Below are 18,270 nucleotides of genomic sequence, written 5' to 3'. Positions count from 1 at the left end.
AAAATCCTTTTACAAGATCAATAAGCCAGTGCCAATCGTAATCAATACCGCACCTGCCACGGTCGAGCGTGTCGGTTTTTCTTTTAGTATGATGAAGCTCAGGATCATCGTCAGGACGACACTGAACTTATCGATCGGATTGACGATACTTACCTTTCCGATTGCGAGTGCAGCGAAGTAACAAAGCCAGGAGAAGCCTGTAGCTGCACCAGATAGAATTAGAAAGATGTATGATTTCCTTGAGATGTTCTTCAATTCCTTTACAGTCCCCTGAAAAAAGACAATTCCCCATGCAAAAATGATGATTACGACAGTACGGATGAAGGTGGCCACATTGGAATCGACGTCTTCAATCCCGATTTTTGCGAGAATATTGGTCAACGCTGCGAAAACAGCAGACATGATGGCGAGGAAAAGATACGATTTCATGTTGAATACCTTTTTTCTCTCGGTATTTTTCTTTTCCTTTTTTCCAATCAATACGAAGGTACCTATCGAAATGATGATGCCCCCTGCCACAACAGGCATTGTAGCAGGTTCCCTGAGGATGATGAAAGAAAGCAGGATCGTCAGCAATACGCTTGATTTATCAATCGGGACAACCTTGGAAACATCACCAATCTGGATTGCTTTGAAAAATGCCAGCCAGGAAAGGCCAGTTGTCAATCCTGAGAGAATAAGGAAAATCAGTGATCTCGCAGATACTGTCATTATATTGTCCGTCTGCCCTGTAATCACCACCATTAAATAAGCCATGATAACGACCACCACAGTCCTGACAGCAGTGGCCAGGTTGGAATCGACATCCTCAATGCCAATCTTGGCGAGAATCGCTGTAAAAGAAGCAAAAAGTGCAGCAAGCAGAGCAAGAATAATACTCATTTTCTATCTCCGTTTCTATATTATTTAGTCTTAGTTTGAGACTCTGCTCGGAGAATATTCTTGTGCCTAAGCTGAACGACTTGATTTGTGCCTTATGTTTCAGAATGGTGAAAAAAAACCTCAGTTCACTTAATGAACTGAGGCTTCTTCTTATTTATCGTCATCCTTTTTTTCGTCTTCTACATAACTATCTCCTTCTTTATAAGGGATATCGCCAAGCTCCGATTCCATGCCGGTTTCGTCAAGCCTTTCCTCGTATTCCTCTTCGCTGTCGCTCTGAAATACTTGCCTGTCATCGCCTTCGATATCTGTGGCGCTGAAGGATTCATAGTCTTCAGTGAACCCGCGCTCGGTTTCATTATCAATATAAAGCTTATTGTAGTCTTCGTGATCCCTGGTAAAATCGGAAGGTGTTTCGGAGGTCCCGAACTCAGCTACATCATCGAAGCTGTTCCTGTTGTCCGCCATCTCCTCGTTCTGTCTGCGGTCGAAATCTGCATCGTGGGTGTATTCCAATACATCTTCCTCTGCTGGACGGTCATTTGATACGCCCTGTTCCTGGGAGTGATCGACGCAGTATAAAGTGTATGGAATTGCTTCGAGTCGCTCGTATGGAATCTCTTTCCCGCACTCGACACATTTTCCGTATGTGCCATCCTCGATCGCCTTCAGGGCGTTTTCGACTTTGCCCATCTGGTCCTCATGATGCTCGTCCATCGCAAGGGTCTTGCTCCGCTCGAATAGTTCTGTTCCACTGTCGGCGGGATGGTTATCGTATGAAGAAAGTTCTCCGGTTGCCTCCCGCTGGCTGCCTTCGAGGTAACCTTCCTCTTCATTTTGATCTATTTGTGATTGAAGTGTTTCTTTTTCATTAATAAGTGTGTCCTTCAAGTTATTGAGCTGGTCCTTTGTCAGCATGATTACACATCCTTCATATTGTATCGTGTCATACGTTCTAAATACCCGCTCATCATTTCAGGAAACATAGAAAAAGCTTCCGCCTAAGGCAGAAGCTTCTCGTTTAATTAGGCTTTTTTCTCAAACTTTGTTGCTTTTGGCTGCAAAATGGGATTAAATGACCTATTTTTCTTCACAAAATTTAAGAGAAAAGAGCCTGCACACTTAATTCCGAACGACAAAATGGCATATTATCACGTTAAAATCGGCTTTAGGATTTTAACAACAATCTTTACGAAAACAGCCTAACATTAAATTAAGCTGATGAAAATACCGACGGATAAAAGCAGGCCAAAGATCGTGTTCGTCTTTGCTGTTGCAGCCATTGCCGGCATCATTTGCATGGGATTGGACTTTCCGATAAAACCTTTTGTTGCTTTGACTGCTTTTGGAATGCTTAGTGCGACAATCGCCAGCCAAGGAGAAACGACACCCGCAATGATCAGGCCGATTACCCATGTATATGACACGATGAACATGCCAGCAAGCAGGCGGATTGCCCCTTTTCTTCCAAGCAGGATAGCGAGTGTTTTTCGCCCAAAATCTTTGTCGCCGTCAAGGTCACGGATATTATTAGCAAGCAGGATGGCACCTACCAGCAAAAAGCTTGGGAATGATACGAGTACACTTGTAGGTGTGACCGTGCCAGTCTGGATATAAAACGAGATCAGAATGATCAGTACACCCATGAAAAATCCAGCGACAAGCTCACCGAAAGGAGTGTAGGCAATTGGCAGCGGACCGCCTGTGTAAAGGTAACCGGCAGCCAGGGAAACAACCCCGACAGCTGCGACCCACCAGCTTGTGCTCATACAGATATAAACACCGAGTAAAACGGATATTCCATATAGACTGAAAGCAAGGTTCAAGACCGTTTTAGGCTTGATGCCATGACGGACAATCGCGCCGCCGATCCCAACGGAATTCTCATTATCCAGTCCGCGTTTAAAATCATAATATTCATTGAACATATTTGTTGCTGCCTGGATTAACAGGCTTGCGACGAGCATGGCTATAAACATGCCCCAATGGATGCCGCCACTGTTTTCTATGGCTAAAGCAGTACCGAGAAGGACAGGGGCAAATGCGGCAGTCAATGTATGAGGACGGGTTAATTGCCACCAGACTTTCCAGCTTTCTTTATCAACTGCTGGTGAAGAACTAGGCTGTAACTGTGATTGCATATCTAATTCTCTCCCTTAATATCAATCTATCAAACCTAAATATTTTATCTAAAAGAACGAAAATTGTCAAAAAGACCTTTAAAATCCAGGTTAAATTACCTTACAATTATAAGTGTAGATATTCACATATCCACTGTCAATTAGTATTTTCACGTCTAAGCAGGATGGTTTTACCAGATTATGCAAGCTTTTGGCGTGAAATATATAATAAGGATGATAATCGCTTTGGAAAGCCCGCCATGATTGACATCGTGATGTATGAGGTGTATCTTAAAATAAGCTTTTAAACGTTTGATAACAGATGAGAGGCTGTTATTGGGGGGATATTTTTGGTTGCCATTCAGGAAACGGAACTTAGACAGGGAATCCTTGATGGGATTGAGCGGGCCAAAGGACTATCTCAGTCGATTTTGGTAAGCGAAGTCCATAAAATAGATCGTATCGATCCTTTTCATTTTTTTGCTTCAGGCCGGGAAAAGTACTTAGGAGAACGTTTTTTCTGGAAGGATTCTGAGGGAGAACAAATCCTTGCGGGGTTGGGGGTTTGCGGGCAAATACAGTCGGATCAGCCAGCTGACCGCTTTTTTCATGTTGAAAAAGAGTGGAAGCGCTTCATGGATTCCGCGCTGGTATTTAATAAATACAATCTCAATGGAATAGGTCCAGCCTTGTTCGGCGGATTTTCGTTCGATCCGCTGAAAAAAGGAACTGCTTTATGGTCCAAGTTTTCAGAAGCACTGTTCCATATTCCGAAATACATGCTGACTATAATCAAGGGTGAGGCGTATTTCACTACCAACGTAATTTGCACCCAGCATGATGATCTAACCTTATTTGAAAAATTGTCCAGGGAGCGGGAAGAAGTGCTCTCGAGGGCAGTTGTGAAACCAGCACTTGCTCAGCTTCATCTCAAGGAAATTGTTGAAATCGAACCGGAAGCATGGAAGCAGACTGTAACAGATGCCGTAAACAGTTTTGAGAATAGCGAACTGAAAAAAGTTGTCCTCGCAAGGGAGCTGCGCCTTCATTTCGAAGAAAAGGTCCAGGCAGAAAGAGTCCTTGCGAATCTCTTGGATCACCAGAAGGCAAGCTTTACATTCGCTTTTGAATCCAATGGGGATTGTTTTATTGGTGCATCACCCGAAAGGCTGGTCAAGAAGGATGGCGACAGCCTGTTTTCCGCATGTCTCGCAGGTTCGATCGCAAGAGGGAACACTCCTGAAGAAGATGAAAAGCTTGGCTGTGAACTTTTAACTGACCAGAAAAATTTGATTGAACACCAATATGTGGTCGATATGATCAAAGAGGCGATGGAGGAAACCTGTGATGAGGTAATCCTTCCAGAGCAGCCTGCTTTAATGAAGATGAAATACATCCAGCATCTGTATACCCCGGTCATCGGTAAAAACCGGGAAGGAACATCGATTCTTCACCTGGTGGACAGACTCCATCCGACTCCAGCACTTGGAGGATTGCCGAAACAGGCAGCCATCGAGAAAATCAGGGAAATCGAACAGCTGGACAGAGGGCTTTATGCTGCACCTGTTGGCTGGATGGATTATCAGGGGAACGGTGAATTTGCCGTAGCCATCCGTTCAGGACTGATTCAGGGAAAAGAGGCTTCCTTATTTGCGGGATGTGGAGTCGTGGCAGATTCAAATGCCGAAAGCGAATATAAAGAGACTAGCATCAAGTTCCGACCGATGCTTACAGCACTTGGAGGAAAGATAACATGAGTCACCAGGAAGGTTTAACAGCGTATATCGCTGCATTTGTTGCAGAGTTATCCAAAACAGGGGTGAGGGATGTTGTCATCAGCCCTGGTTCGAGATCAACGCCAATGGCACTGGTGATGGCAGAACACCCTGAACTGAGGACCCATATTCTTGTCGATGAGCGTTCTGCTTCATTTTTCGCCCTCGGGATTGCCAAAGCAACCCGAAAACCCGTCGCACTGCTTTGTACATCTGGGACGGCAGCGGCGAATTATTATCCTGCGGTCATAGAAGCTAGCATTTCAAGGGTTCCGCTGATCGTCCTCACAGCGGATCGTCCGCATGAACTCCGAGATGTCGGTGCACCACAGGCGATAGACCAAATCCATTTGTATGGAAAAAACGTCAAATGGTTTGTTGAGATGGCGCCGCCGCAAAAAACAGAGGATATGATCCGCTATGCACGTACTGTTTGCGGCAGAGCGGCTGCAACAGCATCAAGCTATCCGCAGGGACCTGTCCATTTGAACTTCCCGTTCAAGGAGCCATTGATTCCGAAGCTGGATGGAAATTTGTTCGAACTGCCTGAGCGTGTTGGTGGATATGTCGAAATCCAGACCGGACGTATAAGCTTATCAGATGAAATGTTCGAGAGAATTGCTGAAGACCTTGCGTCATTTAAAAACGGAATCATCGTCTGCGGGCAGATCGACAGCAGTGATTTTGCTGAACGCGTGATTGCGCTCGCTGACAGCCTGAAGTTCCCGATTATCGCTGATCCGCTGTCACAGCTGCGAAGCGGTGAACACGACGGACGTCATGTTGTCGATACATATGATGCGTTTTTGCGTAACGAAGACGCGAAGGAAGCTTTAAAGCCCGATGTGATCATCCGTTTTGGTGCGATGCCTGTTTCAAAAGCGCTGACTATCTTTATAAAAGAGAATCGCAACGCCCGCCAGTTTGTGATCGATAGCGGTGCCGGCTGGCGCGAGCCGACGATGTCGGCAAGTGATATGTTTTATTGTGATGAAGCACTTTTTTGCGAGAAGATAAGCAGTGCAGTTGATCATGTTGATGAGTCTTCCTACTTGGATAAGTGGCTTGCGTTGAACGATACAGCCAAACAGCAGCTGATGGGCATTTCAAAGGTAGAAGAAATGAGTGAAGGCAAGCTGTTCCATCTGCTTGCTGAAATGCTTCCTGAAGGAGCGACTCTATTCGTTGGCAACAGTATGCCGATCCGCGACCTCGATTCATTTTTCCTGCTTAATGATAAGAATATCAAGGTCATGGCCAACAGGGGAGCGAATGGCATAGACGGGATTGTCTCTACAGCACTTGGGGTAGCGAGTGTATCGCAGCCATGTTACCTGGTGCTGGGGGATTTAACTTTATATCATGACTTGAATGGGCTATTGGCATCAAAATTGTATAATATCGATATTAATATTTTACTGATCAATAATAATGGCGGAGGAATATTCTCCTTCCTGCCCCAGGCAAACGAGCCGAAGCATTTCGAGATGCTTTTCGGCACTCCGCTCGATCTTGACTTCAGCCATGTTGTCGCGATGTACAAGGGGAAATATGACCTGATTAAAGACTGGGAGCATTTTTCTGAGACCTTTACTGAAAACCAGCGCGCCGAAGGCTTGAAGGTCATGGAAATCCGGACGGCAAGGGATTCTAACATGATGGAACATCGAAATTTGTGGAAATCTGTTTCCCGGGAAATAACTGCATTGTTAAAAGGTGACGAATCATGAAAACCATGATTAATGGAATCCAATATCATGTCGAGCAATACGGCAGCGGCTTTCCACTCGTATTGCTCCATGGTTTTACCGGAGCGGCTTCTACATGGAAGCCGTTTTGTCCTATATGGGGACAGCACTCAGACCTTGTTATGGTAGACCTCATTGGGCACGGCGAGACTAAATCGCCAGGCGATATGGAGCGATATGATATAAAGGAAGCAGCCAATGACATCAAAGTTCTTTTAGACCAGCTCGGTATTGAAAAAACGGATTTGCTTGGATACTCAATGGGCGGACGGACAGCCATTACCTTTGCAAGTCTGTATCCTGAAAGAGTAAGGAAGCTCATTCTTGAGAGCACGACGCCAGGACTAAAAACATCTGAAGAGCGCGAAGCACGAATTCAGCAGGACCATAAACTGGCTGACAGGATTGAAAGGGAAGGCGTGGAGAAATTCATCGATTTTTGGGAAACGATCCCGCTTTTTCATTCGCAGTTGAATCTCCCCGCAGAAGTAAGGGAACAAATAAGAAGTCAAAGACTGAAGAACGACCCCGTTGGCCTGGCAAACAGCCTGCGGGGAATGGGAACCGGCGCTCAGCCTTCATGGTGGGATGAGCTTGTGAACTTTGATTTCGAGACCCTGCTGATTACAGGAGAGCTTGATGAAAAGTTTTGCAAAATAGCCGACGACATGGCCTTGAAGCTGCCAAATCCGACAAAATTGACGATAAATGGATGCGGGCATGCAATTCATGTGGAAGAACGAGAAAAATTTGGTACAATAGTAAGTGAGTTTTTGTCGAATACATAATAGGAGGTTATCTTAATGACAGTTGAATGGGTTTCAGAACGCAATTACGAAGATATTCTGTATGAAACATATAATGGCATTGCGAGAATCACCATTAACCGCCCGGAAGTGCGCAACGCATTCCGTCCGAAAACGGTTATGGAAATGATCGATGCATTTTCTTATGCTCGTGATGATTCAAGCGTTGGTGTTATCGTCCTTACTGGAGCTGGAGACGATGCATTCTGCTCCGGCGGTGACCAGAAAGTACGCGGACACGGCGGATATGTTGGTGAAGACGAGATTCCACGTTTGAACGTCCTTGACCTTCAGCGCTTGATCCGTGTAATTCCTAAGCCAGTTATCGCTCAGGTAAAGGGTTATGCAATCGGCGGCGGCCATGTGCTTCATGTCGTATGTGACCTGACAATCGCGGCTGATAACGCTATATTCGGTCAGACAGGCCCTAAAGTAGGAAGCTTTGATGCCGGTTACGGTTCAGGCTACCTTGCAAGAATCGTCGGCCACAAAAAGGCACGTGAAATCTGGTACCTGTGCCGTCAGTACAATGCCCAGGAAGCGCTGGACATGGGTCTTGTCAACACAGTTGTACCTCTTGACCAGGTTGAAGAGGAAACACTCAAGTGGTGTGAAGAAATGCTTGAGAAGAGCCCAACTGCTCTTCGCTTCCTGAAAGCTGCAATGAACGCTGATACTGATGGTCTTGCTGGACTACAGCAGATGGCAGGAGATGCAACATTGCTTTACTACACAACAGATGAAGCGAAAGAAGGCCGCGATGCATTCAAGGAAAAGCGCAAGCCAGACTTCGGCCAGTTCCCAAGATTCCCTTGATTTTATAATTATGACACAGCTTGATGGACCTCCATCAAGCTGTTTTAGTATGTAGAGAAAGGGTGACATCAATGTCAGAAACGATACCGAATTGGCTGAAAAAGCGGGCCGATCTCTCTCCAGACCGGGAAGCGCTGATATTTGAAGAACATACCTATACGTTTAAGCAAGTTTTTGAAAAAGCAAAAACGTATGCGGGAAAACTTGGCGCACTGGGGATTCAAAAAGGTGTGGCGGCTGCCGTGCTGTTTTCCAATCAGGCTGAATCTGCCTTTATTTTATACGCTTTGCAAATGGCGGGAGTCAGAGCGGTTATTTTGAACAATCGCCTGACATCAGAAGAACTGTCATGGCAGCTGGATGATAGTCAAGCGGTCGTACTTCTATATGAAACTCGCTTCATTGATAAAGTATCAGGAATTCATTCTGATACAAAGAAGGTCAGCATCAATGATTTAAAAGAACTCGAAGGAATAAATCCATTTATTCTTGAAGAATACGATATGGATGAAGTCACTTCGATCATGTATACATCAGGCACAACCGGCAATCCGAAAGGGGTCATGCAAACATATGGAAACCACTGGTGGAGCGCGAATGCTTCAGCGCTCAATCTTGGTTTGCATGTTCAGGATAAATGGCTTTGCACTGTGCCTATTTTCCATATTAGCGGCTACTCTATTTTAATGAGGGGCCAAATATATGGAATGCCGATTGTCTTACATTCTTCTTTCGAGGAGAAAAAGGCAATCGAAGATATCAGTCGATATCAGATCACCATTATGTCGGTCGTCAGCACGATGCTAAGGCGGATCATTGACGAATTGGGCTCTGACAGACTGCCGGGATCATTCCGATGCATGCTGTTGGGGGGCGGGCCTGCTCCTTTACCATTACTTCAATCCTGTCTGGAAAAAGATATCCCGGTATTCCAAACCTATGGGATGACAGAAACTTCTTCACAGTTTGCGACATTATCACCGGAATACAGCATTGAGCGCCTTGGTTCTGCCGGTAAAGCGCTATTTTCCAACCAGATACGGATTGTGGATGCAGATGGCCTGGATGTTCCGCCTGGTGCAGAGGGTGAAATTGTTGTAAAAGGGCCGAACGTGACAGTCGGGTACTTGAACCGCCCTGATGAAACGGCAGATAAAATCCGTGAGAGATGGCTTCATACCGGTGATATTGGCTATGTGGACGGAGATGGATTCCTATATGTTCTTGACCGCCGTTCCGATTTAATTATTTCCGGCGGGGAAAATGTCTATCCTGCTGAAATTGAAGGCGTCCTGCTTTCGCATCCAGGTGTGGCTGATGCCGGAGTGATTGGAATGCCTGATGAGCAATGGGGACAGGTGCCTGTCGCTTTTATTGTGAAAAATGATTTGGGCGTGTCAGAAGAAGAGTTGCTCAAGCTATGTGAACAAAAACTTGCAAAATACAAGCTTCCTAAAAAGTTCTACTTTGTTGACAGCCTGCCGCGTAATGCCGCAAAGAAATTATTAAGGCGCAAACTGCGCGAGTGGCTGGATGTGGAGCGTGATGAAAATGGCGATTAAGTCGGTACATTTATCGGTCATTAAAATGCCATTGAAGCAGCCTTTCATGACTCATTTAGGTTCCGTGACCGACAGGGAAGCGATCATAGTAGAAGTGGAAGATCGTAATGGCATCACTGGATATGGCGAAGGGGTAGCATTTTCATCACCCTGGTATACGGAGGAAACGGTGCAAACCTCATATCATGTGCTTAAAGATTTTTTGATCCCTCTTTTGAAAAAAAAGGGGATCAGCCATCCTGAAGAAGCTTTCGGGTTGTTCAGTTCCGTGCGCAGGAATCATATGGCAAAGGCCGCCCTTGAAACAGCACTCTGGGATCTGCAGGCAAAGAAAGAGGAAATTCCGCTATCGAGACTTATTGGCGGAACGATGTCAGAGATACCTGCAGGTGTGGTTGTCGGGAACCCAAATTTGTCTGAAGTCCTGAAACAAATCGAAAGCTATCTGGATCAAGGCTTCAAGCGCGTGAAAATTAAAATAAGCCCCGAAACTGACTACCAGTTAATTTCGGGAATTCGTCAGCAGTTTCCTGATCTGCCACTGATGGCCGATGCAAACTCGGCATACTCTCTCAGGGATGCGAACCGGTTAAAAGCACTTGATGATTTTAGCCTGCTGATGATCGAACAGCCATTGGGTTTTGATGACATTATTGATCATGCCAAACTTCAGAACCAGATCAAGACACCCATCTGCCTGGATGAAAGCATCGTCACTTTCGATGACGCTAGGAAAGCAGTCGAACTCGGCAGCTGCGGGGTCATTAATATAAAAGTCGGCCGTGTCGGCGGCATTGGCGAAGCAAAAAGAATTCATGACTACTGCCGCTCAAAAGGCATTCCTGTCTGGGCAGGCGGCATGATAGAATTCGGCATTTCAAGAGCCCATAATATTGCGCTCGCTTCACTGCCAGGATTCACAATACCAGGGGATATTTCCGGTTCGGACCGCTATTGGGAAGAAGATATCATAGAGCCGGAGATCAAAGTGGAAAACGGGATGATCCAGGTGCCTGAGAACCCTGGTATCGGTTTTGAACTGAACAGGAAACGAATGAAGGAAGTAACTGTTTTTGAAGAACGGTTTGAGTTTTAGAAAATGTGGAGAGCACTGCTTTGGCAGTGCTTTATTTTTTTGTCAGGTCAAATTGGAAAAAGTGAGTGTTTTTTTCCAATTCGCTATAAAAAGGAAAAAGTCGCTATAAAAACGAAAAACTCGCTATAATAATAAAAAAATCGCTATATAAATGAAATTTTCGCTATATAAATTAAAATCTCGCTATAAAAATTATCGTAAGTCCTTTTTTCGTATAGTTTAATGGTCTTAATCATCCATATTTGGTGATTGATTCATTTTACTCATGAATTACGTTAGGAATGAAGCAAATCCCAATGAAAAAAGCTGATTCAAAAGAACTATTTTACGATAGTGTGATTTGAATCACTTAGTCTGCTGAAATAATTTATTATAATCACTATGGGAATGAGGTAAAACGCCTCAACGAGAAGATATTGACATAGGGGAGTGTTTGAAATGCTAGATCAGAAAACGATTGAGATCATCAAATCAACAGTACCAGTACTTGAAGTGCACGGAGAACAAATCACGACAGTATTCTATAAAACTATGTTCGAAAACCATCCAGAATTATTGAACATTTTTAACCATGCAAACCAGAAGCAGGGCAGACAGCAAAGAGCGCTGGCTGGAACAGTCTATGCTGCTGCAAAATACATCGATAATCTTGAAGCGATCCTTCCGGTTGTAAACCAGATTGCGCATAAGCACCGCAGCCTTGGCATCCTGCCTGAGCATTATCCAATCGTCGGAAAGCACTTGCTGATTGCGATCAAGGAAGTTCTTGGAGATGCGGCTACAGATGAAATCATCAATGCGTGGGCCGCAGCATATGGCGTAATCGCGGACGCATTCATCTCTGTGGAGGCGGAAATGTATGATGAAGCTGCGAACCAAAGAGGCGGCTGGAAGGACTTCCGTCCATTTATTGTTGCGAAAAGAGTCGAGGAAAGTGATGTCATCACTTCTTTCTACTTGAAGCCGGTCGATGGGAAGGCAATCGCTGCATTTAAGCCAGGGCAGTATATCAGCATCAAGCTAGAAATCGAAGGCGAAGAGTTCACACATATCCGCCAGTACAGCCTATCAGATGCTCCTGGAAAAGATTATTACCGTATCAGCGTGAAAAAAGAAGCTGGCATGGAAACTCCGGATGGCAAAGTATCGAACTACCTGCACAACAGCGTAGAAGAAGGCGAAGTTCTGCAAATTAGTGCACCAGCAGGCGACTTCTTCCTTGATACAGAAAAAGATACTCCAGTCGTACTGCTAAGCGGCGGTGTTGGCCTGACTCCGATGGTCAGCATGCTGAACACCGTAGCAGAACTGCAGCCGGAAAAAGAAGTGACTTTCATCCATGCAGCCCAGAATGGAAAAGTGCATGCCCTTAAAGAGGAAGTCGCAGCAACCGCAGCCAAAGCAAAGGTCAATTCAGTAGTATTCTACGACCAGCCAACAGAAGAAGACCGCCAGAACAACAGCTTTGATGTTGAAGGGTATATTACAAAAGAATGGCTAAAAGAAAATGTGAACCTTGAACAATCAGACTTCTATTTCTGCGGCCCAGTACCATTCATGAAAGCAGTCAACTCTGCATTAAAAGATCTTGGCGTTACAGAAGACAGAATTCACTTCGAATTCTTCGGGCCAATGGCAAGCTTAGAGGCTTAACTGGCTATATAAATATATTCAAAATAAAAAAACAACGCTTGGGGATGTTAACGTACCAAGCGTTGTTTTTTTATAAGCTTTATCTCTCAGCTTCAAAGTTAAATAAATTGGCAAGTCGTATTAACTCCTCTGAATCACCCTGCTTTTTATCCAACAACCCATCATTAGTCATATAGTATACATAATTTTTGGTTACGATATATAACGCAGTTGAGCCATACTCTGTTGTCGGTTCATGTAGAAATGCGCGTTGACCTGAAACGTTTATTTCAGTGACTTTTGTTCCGTATAGGGGATGTTCGGGAAAGAAATGCCTACTCATTTCTTCAACTGATCCCGTTTCATTCTTTGTATAATGTACTGAAATAAACCTTCCTTCTGAAGTCGGGTAAAAAGCCTGTGTAAATATTTGTTCTTTACTGCCTATTTTTTCAACAGATACTGCAAGAAGTGGTTCTCCTGAGATTGTATTGATCTCCTTGTAGGCATCCATTGGATAAACGACATATTCCATTCCTTTTTCGGTTAAAACCGGTGTCTCTTTTCCGTTGATCACTTCCATTGTATACAGCTTTTCTTTATTTGATAGCATTCCAGAGACAAATGAATCTTCATTCCCCAATTGAATAATGAGCAAAAACAGTAGAGAAAAAGTTATACTTATGGTTGATGCGTAACCAGAAATTTTAAAAATTCGAGATTTGACCTTTTCTTTATAAATTTGCCTCTCCAGTTTTCTCCTGACTGAATTGGCTTGATCCTGACTCCATTCCAAATCATATTCTACTTTCTGAAGAGCACGATTAAAAGTGTTCAATTCACTTTGTATGTTCATTTAACCACGACTCCTTTATCAATCTTTTTTCCAAAGCTAACATCCCACGATGCAAGGTGGATTTTACTTTACTTTCCGAACAATTCAATATTTCCGCTGTTTCAGTAATTGAAAAACCCTTTATTTTTCTAAGGATGATTACTTCTCGGTGTGATTGTTTAAGTGCACTTAATGCTTCGTATATTTCCTTAGAACTTTCTTTAAGCTGTACTACATTCTCTGGCAATAGTTTTATGTCAACTTGAGGTTGAAACAACTCTTTTATAAAACGAATTGGTTTTTGCTTTCTTAAGTAATCAACAGTTGTGTTATGAGCAATACTGAATAACCAAGTCTTTTCACTAGAATCACGATTGAAATTATGATAATACTTATATGCCTTGAAAAAAGTTTCCTGGGTTAAATCCTCAGCCTGCTGATAGTCTTTGGTGAGCATGAAAATAAATTTGAAAATTGTTTGATGATAAAGATCGTACCATTCATTTATATCTTCATCCCTGTAGTCAGCCATATAAATTCTCTCCCTGCTAATGAACTCAATACTTAGACGTGTGAGATTATAAAAGGTTTTGGTATATTTAAAATCTTTTTTACATCGGAATAAAATGGCAGAATTTTATTGACTTCCTGGAAATTTCTGAATAAAATCAGATTAATAAATTTTTAAAAGCAATGAAGAGAAAAAGTAGGGTGCCCCTGTTTTTTACCAGAGAGCTTCGGAAGCTGAAAAGAAGCAAAGACAGACACTTGAAAAATGGTCTCTGAGCTCCGTCCTGAACATGCTGCAGGCATAAGTAGGTAACGGCGAGAGTTGGCACTCGTTATCAATGTCACAGTATAAGAGCAGGCATTCCATGCTCCGTACTTGGTGAGGCAAATAGTGTAAGCTATTTGCGAAATAAGGTGGTATCACGGGGAATCCAAACCTCGTCCTTAACTTTTACGGTTAAGGGCGGGGTTTTTTTATTCTTCTAAGGAGGTCATATTAAATGAGCATTTTTATTGGAGGAGCATGGGCTTATGTTAATGGATCCTTGCATCTCGGGCATATTTCCAGTCTGTTGCCGGGGGATATTTTAGCAAGGTATTACCGGTTAAAAGGAGAAAAAGTTCTATATGTTTCTGGCAGCGACTGCAATGGTACACCTATTACGATCAGAGCGAAACAGGAGGAAGTTACGGCAAAAGAGATAGCGGATTACCATCATAACGAATTCGTTGATTGTTTTTCTCGTCTGGGGTTCTCTTATGACCTGTATACGAGGACTGATACAGAACATCATCATCAAATTGTTCAAGCCATCTTTTTGGAGTTGTTGGAGAAAGGATTCATTTACAAGAAAGAAATTGATCAATTGTATTGCGAGCATGATAAACAGTTTTTGCCTGACCGATATGTAGAGGGTCTATGCCCAATCTGCGGAGCGAATGCACGGGGTGATCAATGCGACGCCTGTTCAAGTGTATTGGAACCTCTGGATTTGCTGGATAGACGATGCAAAATCTGCGGTCAGCCGCCAACGGTGAGAAAAACGGAACACTTTTATTTTGCCTTAAGAGCCTTTCAAAAGACTCTGGAACACTATGTTGCTGAAGCAGAAAGCAATGGGGACTGGCGTGATAATGCCATCTCTCTGACCAGGAGATATCTGAATGAGGGTCTTCAGGATCGGGCCGTATCACGTGATTTAGACCATGGGGTAAGTGTGCCGATAAAGGGGTATGAGCAAAAGAAAATCTATGTGTGGATCGAGGCTGTTTCTGGTTACTATACCGCCAGTAAATTATGGGCAAAAGAAACAAATGGGGATGACCAGATTTTTTGGAGTTATGGGACTGAATCTTATTATGTACACGGCAAAGACAATATCCCTTTCCATTCCATCATTTGGCCTGCGATCCTAGCCGGGTTAGGAAAAGATCCATTGCCAACTCACATTGTTTCGAATGAATATCTCACATTGGAAAAAAGAAAATTGTCGACCAGCAGAAATTGGGCTGTCTGGGTCCCTGATATTTTAGAGAGGTATGATCCTGATTCTATCAGATATTTTCTGACGATTAACGCCCCCGAAAATCGGGATGCGGATTTCTCGTGGAAGGAATTTATCTATAGTCATAATAGTGAATTGCTTGGTGCATATGGAAACCTTGTGAACCGGACCTTGAAGTTCATCCAGAAATCATTTGATGGCATCATTCCGGAAAAAAGAATTAGCAAAGAAATAGTGGATCGAGTTGCCAGACTATATGAAGACACAGGCCGAAGTATTGAGGAGACAAGGTTTAAACAGGCATTGGAAACAGTATTTGATTTGGTCAGATATTCGAATAAATACTTTGACCAGCAGCAGCCCTGGAGACAGGTCCATGAAAATGTAGAAGAATGCAAACAGACTCTGGCAGACTGTGTCTATATCATAGGGAATCTGGCCAATATCCTGACACCTTTCTTGCCTTTTTCTAGTGAAAAGGTAAAACACATGCTGTCTTTTACAGAAGAATACTGGAAACCGCAGACAATCACAGCTCGTAGTCTAACTGCTGTAGAGCCTTTATTTGATCGGATTAATCCAGAAAGGATTCATATAGAATTAGAAAGTCTGGGCAGAGGACAAAGGATTTGATTGTTTTTAAACGGCAGCAGGGGGCTGTGAAGTTAGAGGGAGGTGTCTAAATAAAAAATAGTGTTGGATTCAAGCCTGAGGTAAGCATATTAGATAAACCGGATTATGAGATTGATTCTTTGTTTACTAAAGGCTTTAATAGGACCGGGAGCAAACCCGATCCTGGATTAATTAACTTAACGCTTCAAACGTCTTGCAGTCGGTTTCCCGGCTATTGTCGGCTGTCTCGCCGGAATGGCTGACTACATAGATTTTATCGGCATTGCAAAGGTTGCCATGCTCCCAATATTGACAGTTATTGACTTCGCACAATACGTCTTTTGCCATAGGGGTACCACTCCTTTTTGATTGATACACCTTTAGCTTGCAGCGTGAGGGTATAACTCATTCAAACTAATTTTAGGTAAAAAGGATCAGGTTTGTTCCCTGGTCTTTTTTTGACGCAAATATCTTTTATTCTGCATGAACAGGCTCCAAAAATAGATGAAGCCGGGAAACAGAAGGAGTCACTTTACGGGAAAATATGTAGGTGGAATCCTATAAAAAAAACCTCCCAAATTGGGAGGCATACACATTTATTCATTCAGTGCTTTTTCTAGAGTGGAAAGGTTCTTTTCCATCAACGTGAAGTATGTTTCTTTGTTTTTTATGTCTTCATCTGTCAAAACAGAAAGGTTGTGGAGTGAAAGTGGCTTACCGTTAATTTCTTCCTGGACCATTTTTGCCAGTTTGGAGTTGAAATTCTGTTCGTTCAAAACATATTTTATTTTTTCATCCCTTGCATGTGATATGAGTTTTTGAAGTTCTTTTTGGGTCGGCTCATTAGTCGTCGACAGGCCGGAAATACTGATTTGCTCAAGGCCGTATCGCTTTTCCCAATAGCTGTAGGCAGCATGGGCTACGATGATTTCCTTGCGCTTTGCAGTCCCGATTACCTCTGTAAATTCCTTGTCCAGACCCTTTAATTGGGCAGCAAGCTCAGAATAATTTTTCTCAAAAGTATCTTTCTGTTCAGGCATTTGTTCAACTAACTGGTCTTTGATAGTAAGAGCAAGTTCGTTTGCATAGATTGGATCCAGCCAGACGTGCGGGTCAATGTCTCCGTGTGCATGGCCGGCACCATCTGCATGTTCATCTTCGCCGTGATCTTCCTGCTCTCCAGAGCCTTCTTCACCAATGTGCAGCGAATCTCCGACGGGAACCATTTTAACATCCTCATTCTTCAAAGTTTTCCCGGCTTTATCAACGAATCCTTCAAGACCCAGGCCGATATAGAAAAATAAATCTGCATCAGCCAGTGCCATCATATCTTTTTGAGAAGGTTCAAATGTATGTTCATCTGCTCCCGGCGGGTAGATTGTTTTTACATCAACAAACTCACCGCCGATTTGCTGTGTGAAATACTGAAGCGGATAGACGGTTGTGTATACCTGCAAAAGGTTTTCATCCTTTTCCTTATTAGAAGTTTCACCTTGCCCGCATCCGCTCAGTAAAGCTGCAATTGTAAAAATTAAAGATAGTATTAAAGCGTATTTTTTCATATTGGCCTCCCTGGTTTAAAACGTATTCATTACGATTTATAAAGTATACTGGTGAAATTCATTTTAGTTTTCTAGACAGCTGTAAAAAATATTAATTCGTAATCGTTACGATTTACCTTCTGTATCATACAAAAGGATTGATTCAAAATCAAGTAAAACATTTTGGCTCAGCCATTATTTGCGGTATTCTATTTAAGAGAACATGTTAAAAAGGAGTAGAGAAGATGAAAATGCTTGAGGAAATCCTTCATTTTAATGAACAATTTGTAGCTGAAAAGAAATATGAAGAGTTTACGACTACCAAATTTCCAAACAAAAAAATGGTCATATTAACATGCATGGATACAAGGCTTGTCGAGCTTTTGCCAAGAGCATTGAACATCCGTAATGGTGATGTGAAAATCGTCAAGAACGCGGGCGCACTCATCATGCATCCGTTTGGAAGTATCATGAGAAGCCTGCTTGTCGCTGTTTATCAGCTTCAGGCTGAGGAAGTTGCGATCATAGGCCATTATGACTGCGGTATGAGCGGGATGAAGCCCGACATCGTGATTGAAGAGATGAAAAAGCGCGGGGTCAGCGATGATATGCTGAATACATTAAACTATTCGGGTATCGATGTGAAGGAATGGCTTCACGGTTTTGACAATGTAAAGGACAGCGTTGCCCACAGTGTCGAAATCGTAAAAAACCATCCCTTGATGCCTAAGGATGTTCCTGTTCATGGTCTCGTGATCGATCCGGCAACAGGAAGGCTGGATCGCGTGATTGATGGATATGAAAAATAATTCAATGATCTAGGTAGAATG

At 43.3% G+C, this 18,270-nt stretch carries 16 protein-coding genes and 1 other annotated feature; of the genes, 9 read left to right on the top strand and 7 right to left on the bottom strand.

Annotated elements, in window-relative coordinates:
• Positions 1-9: 9 nt before the first annotated feature.
• The 3 genes from QNH36_RS18960 to QNH36_RS18950 all read right to left on the bottom strand — a co-directional run bounded on the left by QNH36_RS18960 (position 10) and on the right by QNH36_RS18950 (position 3,023).
• Positions 10-882 (bottom strand): EamA family transporter, encoded by an 873-nt coding sequence (locus tag QNH36_RS18960; RefSeq protein ID WP_144476986.1) that lies wholly within the window; start codon positions 880-882, stop codon positions 10-12.
• A gap of 150 nt (positions 883-1,032) precedes the next feature.
• Positions 1,033-1,800: a TraR/DksA C4-type zinc finger protein gene (locus tag QNH36_RS18955; protein WP_144476989.1), complete on the bottom strand. Its 768-nt coding sequence runs from the start codon at positions 1,798-1,800 to the stop codon at positions 1,033-1,035.
• A 290-nt stretch (positions 1,801-2,090) separates the two neighbouring features.
• Complete coding sequence (locus QNH36_RS18950) at positions 2,091-3,023, bottom strand: 1,4-dihydroxy-2-naphthoate polyprenyltransferase (protein WP_144476992.1); 933 nt, start codon at positions 3,021-3,023, stop codon at positions 2,091-2,093.
• A gap of 329 nt (positions 3,024-3,352) precedes the next feature.
• On the opposite strand from QNH36_RS18950, the gene QNH36_RS18945 reads away from it, so the two are divergent.
• The 7 genes from QNH36_RS18945 to hmpA all read left to right on the top strand — a co-directional run bounded on the left by QNH36_RS18945 (position 3,353) and on the right by hmpA (position 12,458).
• On the top strand, positions 3,353-4,759 hold the full coding sequence (locus QNH36_RS18945; protein WP_144476995.1) for an isochorismate synthase: 1,407 nt from the start codon (positions 3,353-3,355) through the stop codon (positions 4,757-4,759).
• On the top strand, positions 4,756-6,507 hold the full coding sequence (menD, locus tag QNH36_RS18940; protein ID WP_144476998.1) for a 2-succinyl-5-enolpyruvyl-6-hydroxy-3-cyclohexene-1-carboxylic-acid synthase: 1,752 nt from the start codon (positions 4,756-4,758) through the stop codon (positions 6,505-6,507). The genes QNH36_RS18945 and menD overlap by 4 nt, the downstream gene beginning before the upstream one ends.
• On the top strand, positions 6,504-7,313 hold the full coding sequence (gene menH, locus QNH36_RS18935) for a 2-succinyl-6-hydroxy-2,4-cyclohexadiene-1-carboxylate synthase (RefSeq protein ID WP_144477001.1): 810 nt from the start codon (positions 6,504-6,506) through the stop codon (positions 7,311-7,313). Before menD ends, menH begins: the two co-directional genes overlap by 4 nt.
• A 15-nt stretch (positions 7,314-7,328) precedes the next feature.
• Positions 7,329-8,147 carry a 1,4-dihydroxy-2-naphthoyl-CoA synthase gene (menB, locus tag QNH36_RS18930; protein WP_144477006.1) on the top strand — a complete coding sequence of 273 codons (819 nt, stop codon included), beginning with the start codon at positions 7,329-7,331 and terminating at the stop codon, positions 8,145-8,147.
• A 71-nt stretch (positions 8,148-8,218) separates the two neighbouring features.
• Complete coding sequence (locus QNH36_RS18925; RefSeq protein WP_144477009.1) at positions 8,219-9,709, top strand: o-succinylbenzoate--CoA ligase; 1,491 nt, start codon at positions 8,219-8,221, stop codon at positions 9,707-9,709.
• Complete coding sequence (gene menC / locus QNH36_RS18920) at positions 9,699-10,805, top strand: o-succinylbenzoate synthase (protein ID WP_144477011.1); 1,107 nt, start codon at positions 9,699-9,701, stop codon at positions 10,803-10,805. The genes QNH36_RS18925 and menC overlap by 11 nt, the downstream gene beginning before the upstream one ends.
• Before the next feature lie 438 nt (positions 10,806-11,243).
• The gene (hmpA, locus tag QNH36_RS18915) at positions 11,244-12,458 is read left to right on the top strand and encodes an NO-inducible flavohemoprotein (protein WP_144477014.1); all 1,215 of its coding nucleotides are present in this window, start codon (positions 11,244-11,246) and stop codon (positions 12,456-12,458) included.
• 79 nt (positions 12,459-12,537) lie between these two features.
• On the opposite strand, the gene QNH36_RS18910 is transcribed toward hmpA, so the two are convergent.
• Together QNH36_RS18910 and QNH36_RS18905 are read right to left on the bottom strand one after the other, a co-directional pair.
• On the bottom strand, positions 12,538-13,293 hold the full coding sequence (locus tag QNH36_RS18910; protein ID WP_144477017.1) for a hypothetical protein: 756 nt from the start codon (positions 13,291-13,293) through the stop codon (positions 12,538-12,540).
• On the bottom strand, positions 13,277-13,804 hold the full coding sequence (locus QNH36_RS18905; RefSeq protein ID WP_144477021.1) for an RNA polymerase sigma factor: 528 nt from the start codon (positions 13,802-13,804) through the stop codon (positions 13,277-13,279). Before QNH36_RS18905 ends, QNH36_RS18910 begins: the two co-directional genes overlap by 17 nt.
• A 152-nt stretch (positions 13,805-13,956) precedes the next feature.
• Positions 13,957-14,231: a binding site (T-box leader), on the top strand.
• A 51-nt stretch (positions 14,232-14,282) separates the two neighbouring features.
• Here QNH36_RS18905 and metG point away from each other — a divergent pair.
• The gene (gene metG, locus QNH36_RS18900; protein WP_283903979.1) at positions 14,283-15,920 is read left to right on the top strand and encodes a methionine--tRNA ligase; all 1,638 of its coding nucleotides are present in this window, start codon (positions 14,283-14,285) and stop codon (positions 15,918-15,920) included.
• Positions 15,921-16,091: 171 nt separating this feature from the next.
• Here metG and QNH36_RS18895 read toward each other — a convergent pair whose 3' ends face one another.
• Positions 16,092-16,247, bottom strand: coding sequence for a DUF1540 domain-containing protein (locus QNH36_RS18895; protein ID WP_079510168.1), 156 nt, complete (start codon positions 16,245-16,247; stop codon positions 16,092-16,094).
• A gap of 248 nt (positions 16,248-16,495) precedes the next feature.
• A complete protein-coding gene (locus tag QNH36_RS18890) occupies positions 16,496-17,461 on the bottom strand; it encodes a metal ABC transporter substrate-binding protein (protein ID WP_283903978.1) in 966 nt (321 codons plus the stop codon).
• A 224-nt stretch (positions 17,462-17,685) separates the two neighbouring features.
• Here QNH36_RS18890 and QNH36_RS18885 point away from each other — a divergent pair, with 224 nt between their 5' ends.
• Positions 17,686-18,249: a beta-class carbonic anhydrase gene (locus tag QNH36_RS18885; protein WP_144477029.1), complete on the top strand. Its 564-nt coding sequence runs from the start codon at positions 17,686-17,688 to the stop codon at positions 18,247-18,249.
• Positions 18,250-18,270 lie beyond the last annotated feature (21 nt).

It is taken from the genome of Mesobacillus sp. AQ2 (assembly GCF_030122805.1).
In the GTDB taxonomy this organism is placed as follows: domain Bacteria; phylum Bacillota; class Bacilli; order Bacillales; family Cytobacillaceae; genus Mesobacillus; species Mesobacillus oceanisediminis_A.
Note: the sequence above shows the minus strand (reverse complement) of the source record. Positions and strands in the feature narration are given on the sequence as shown.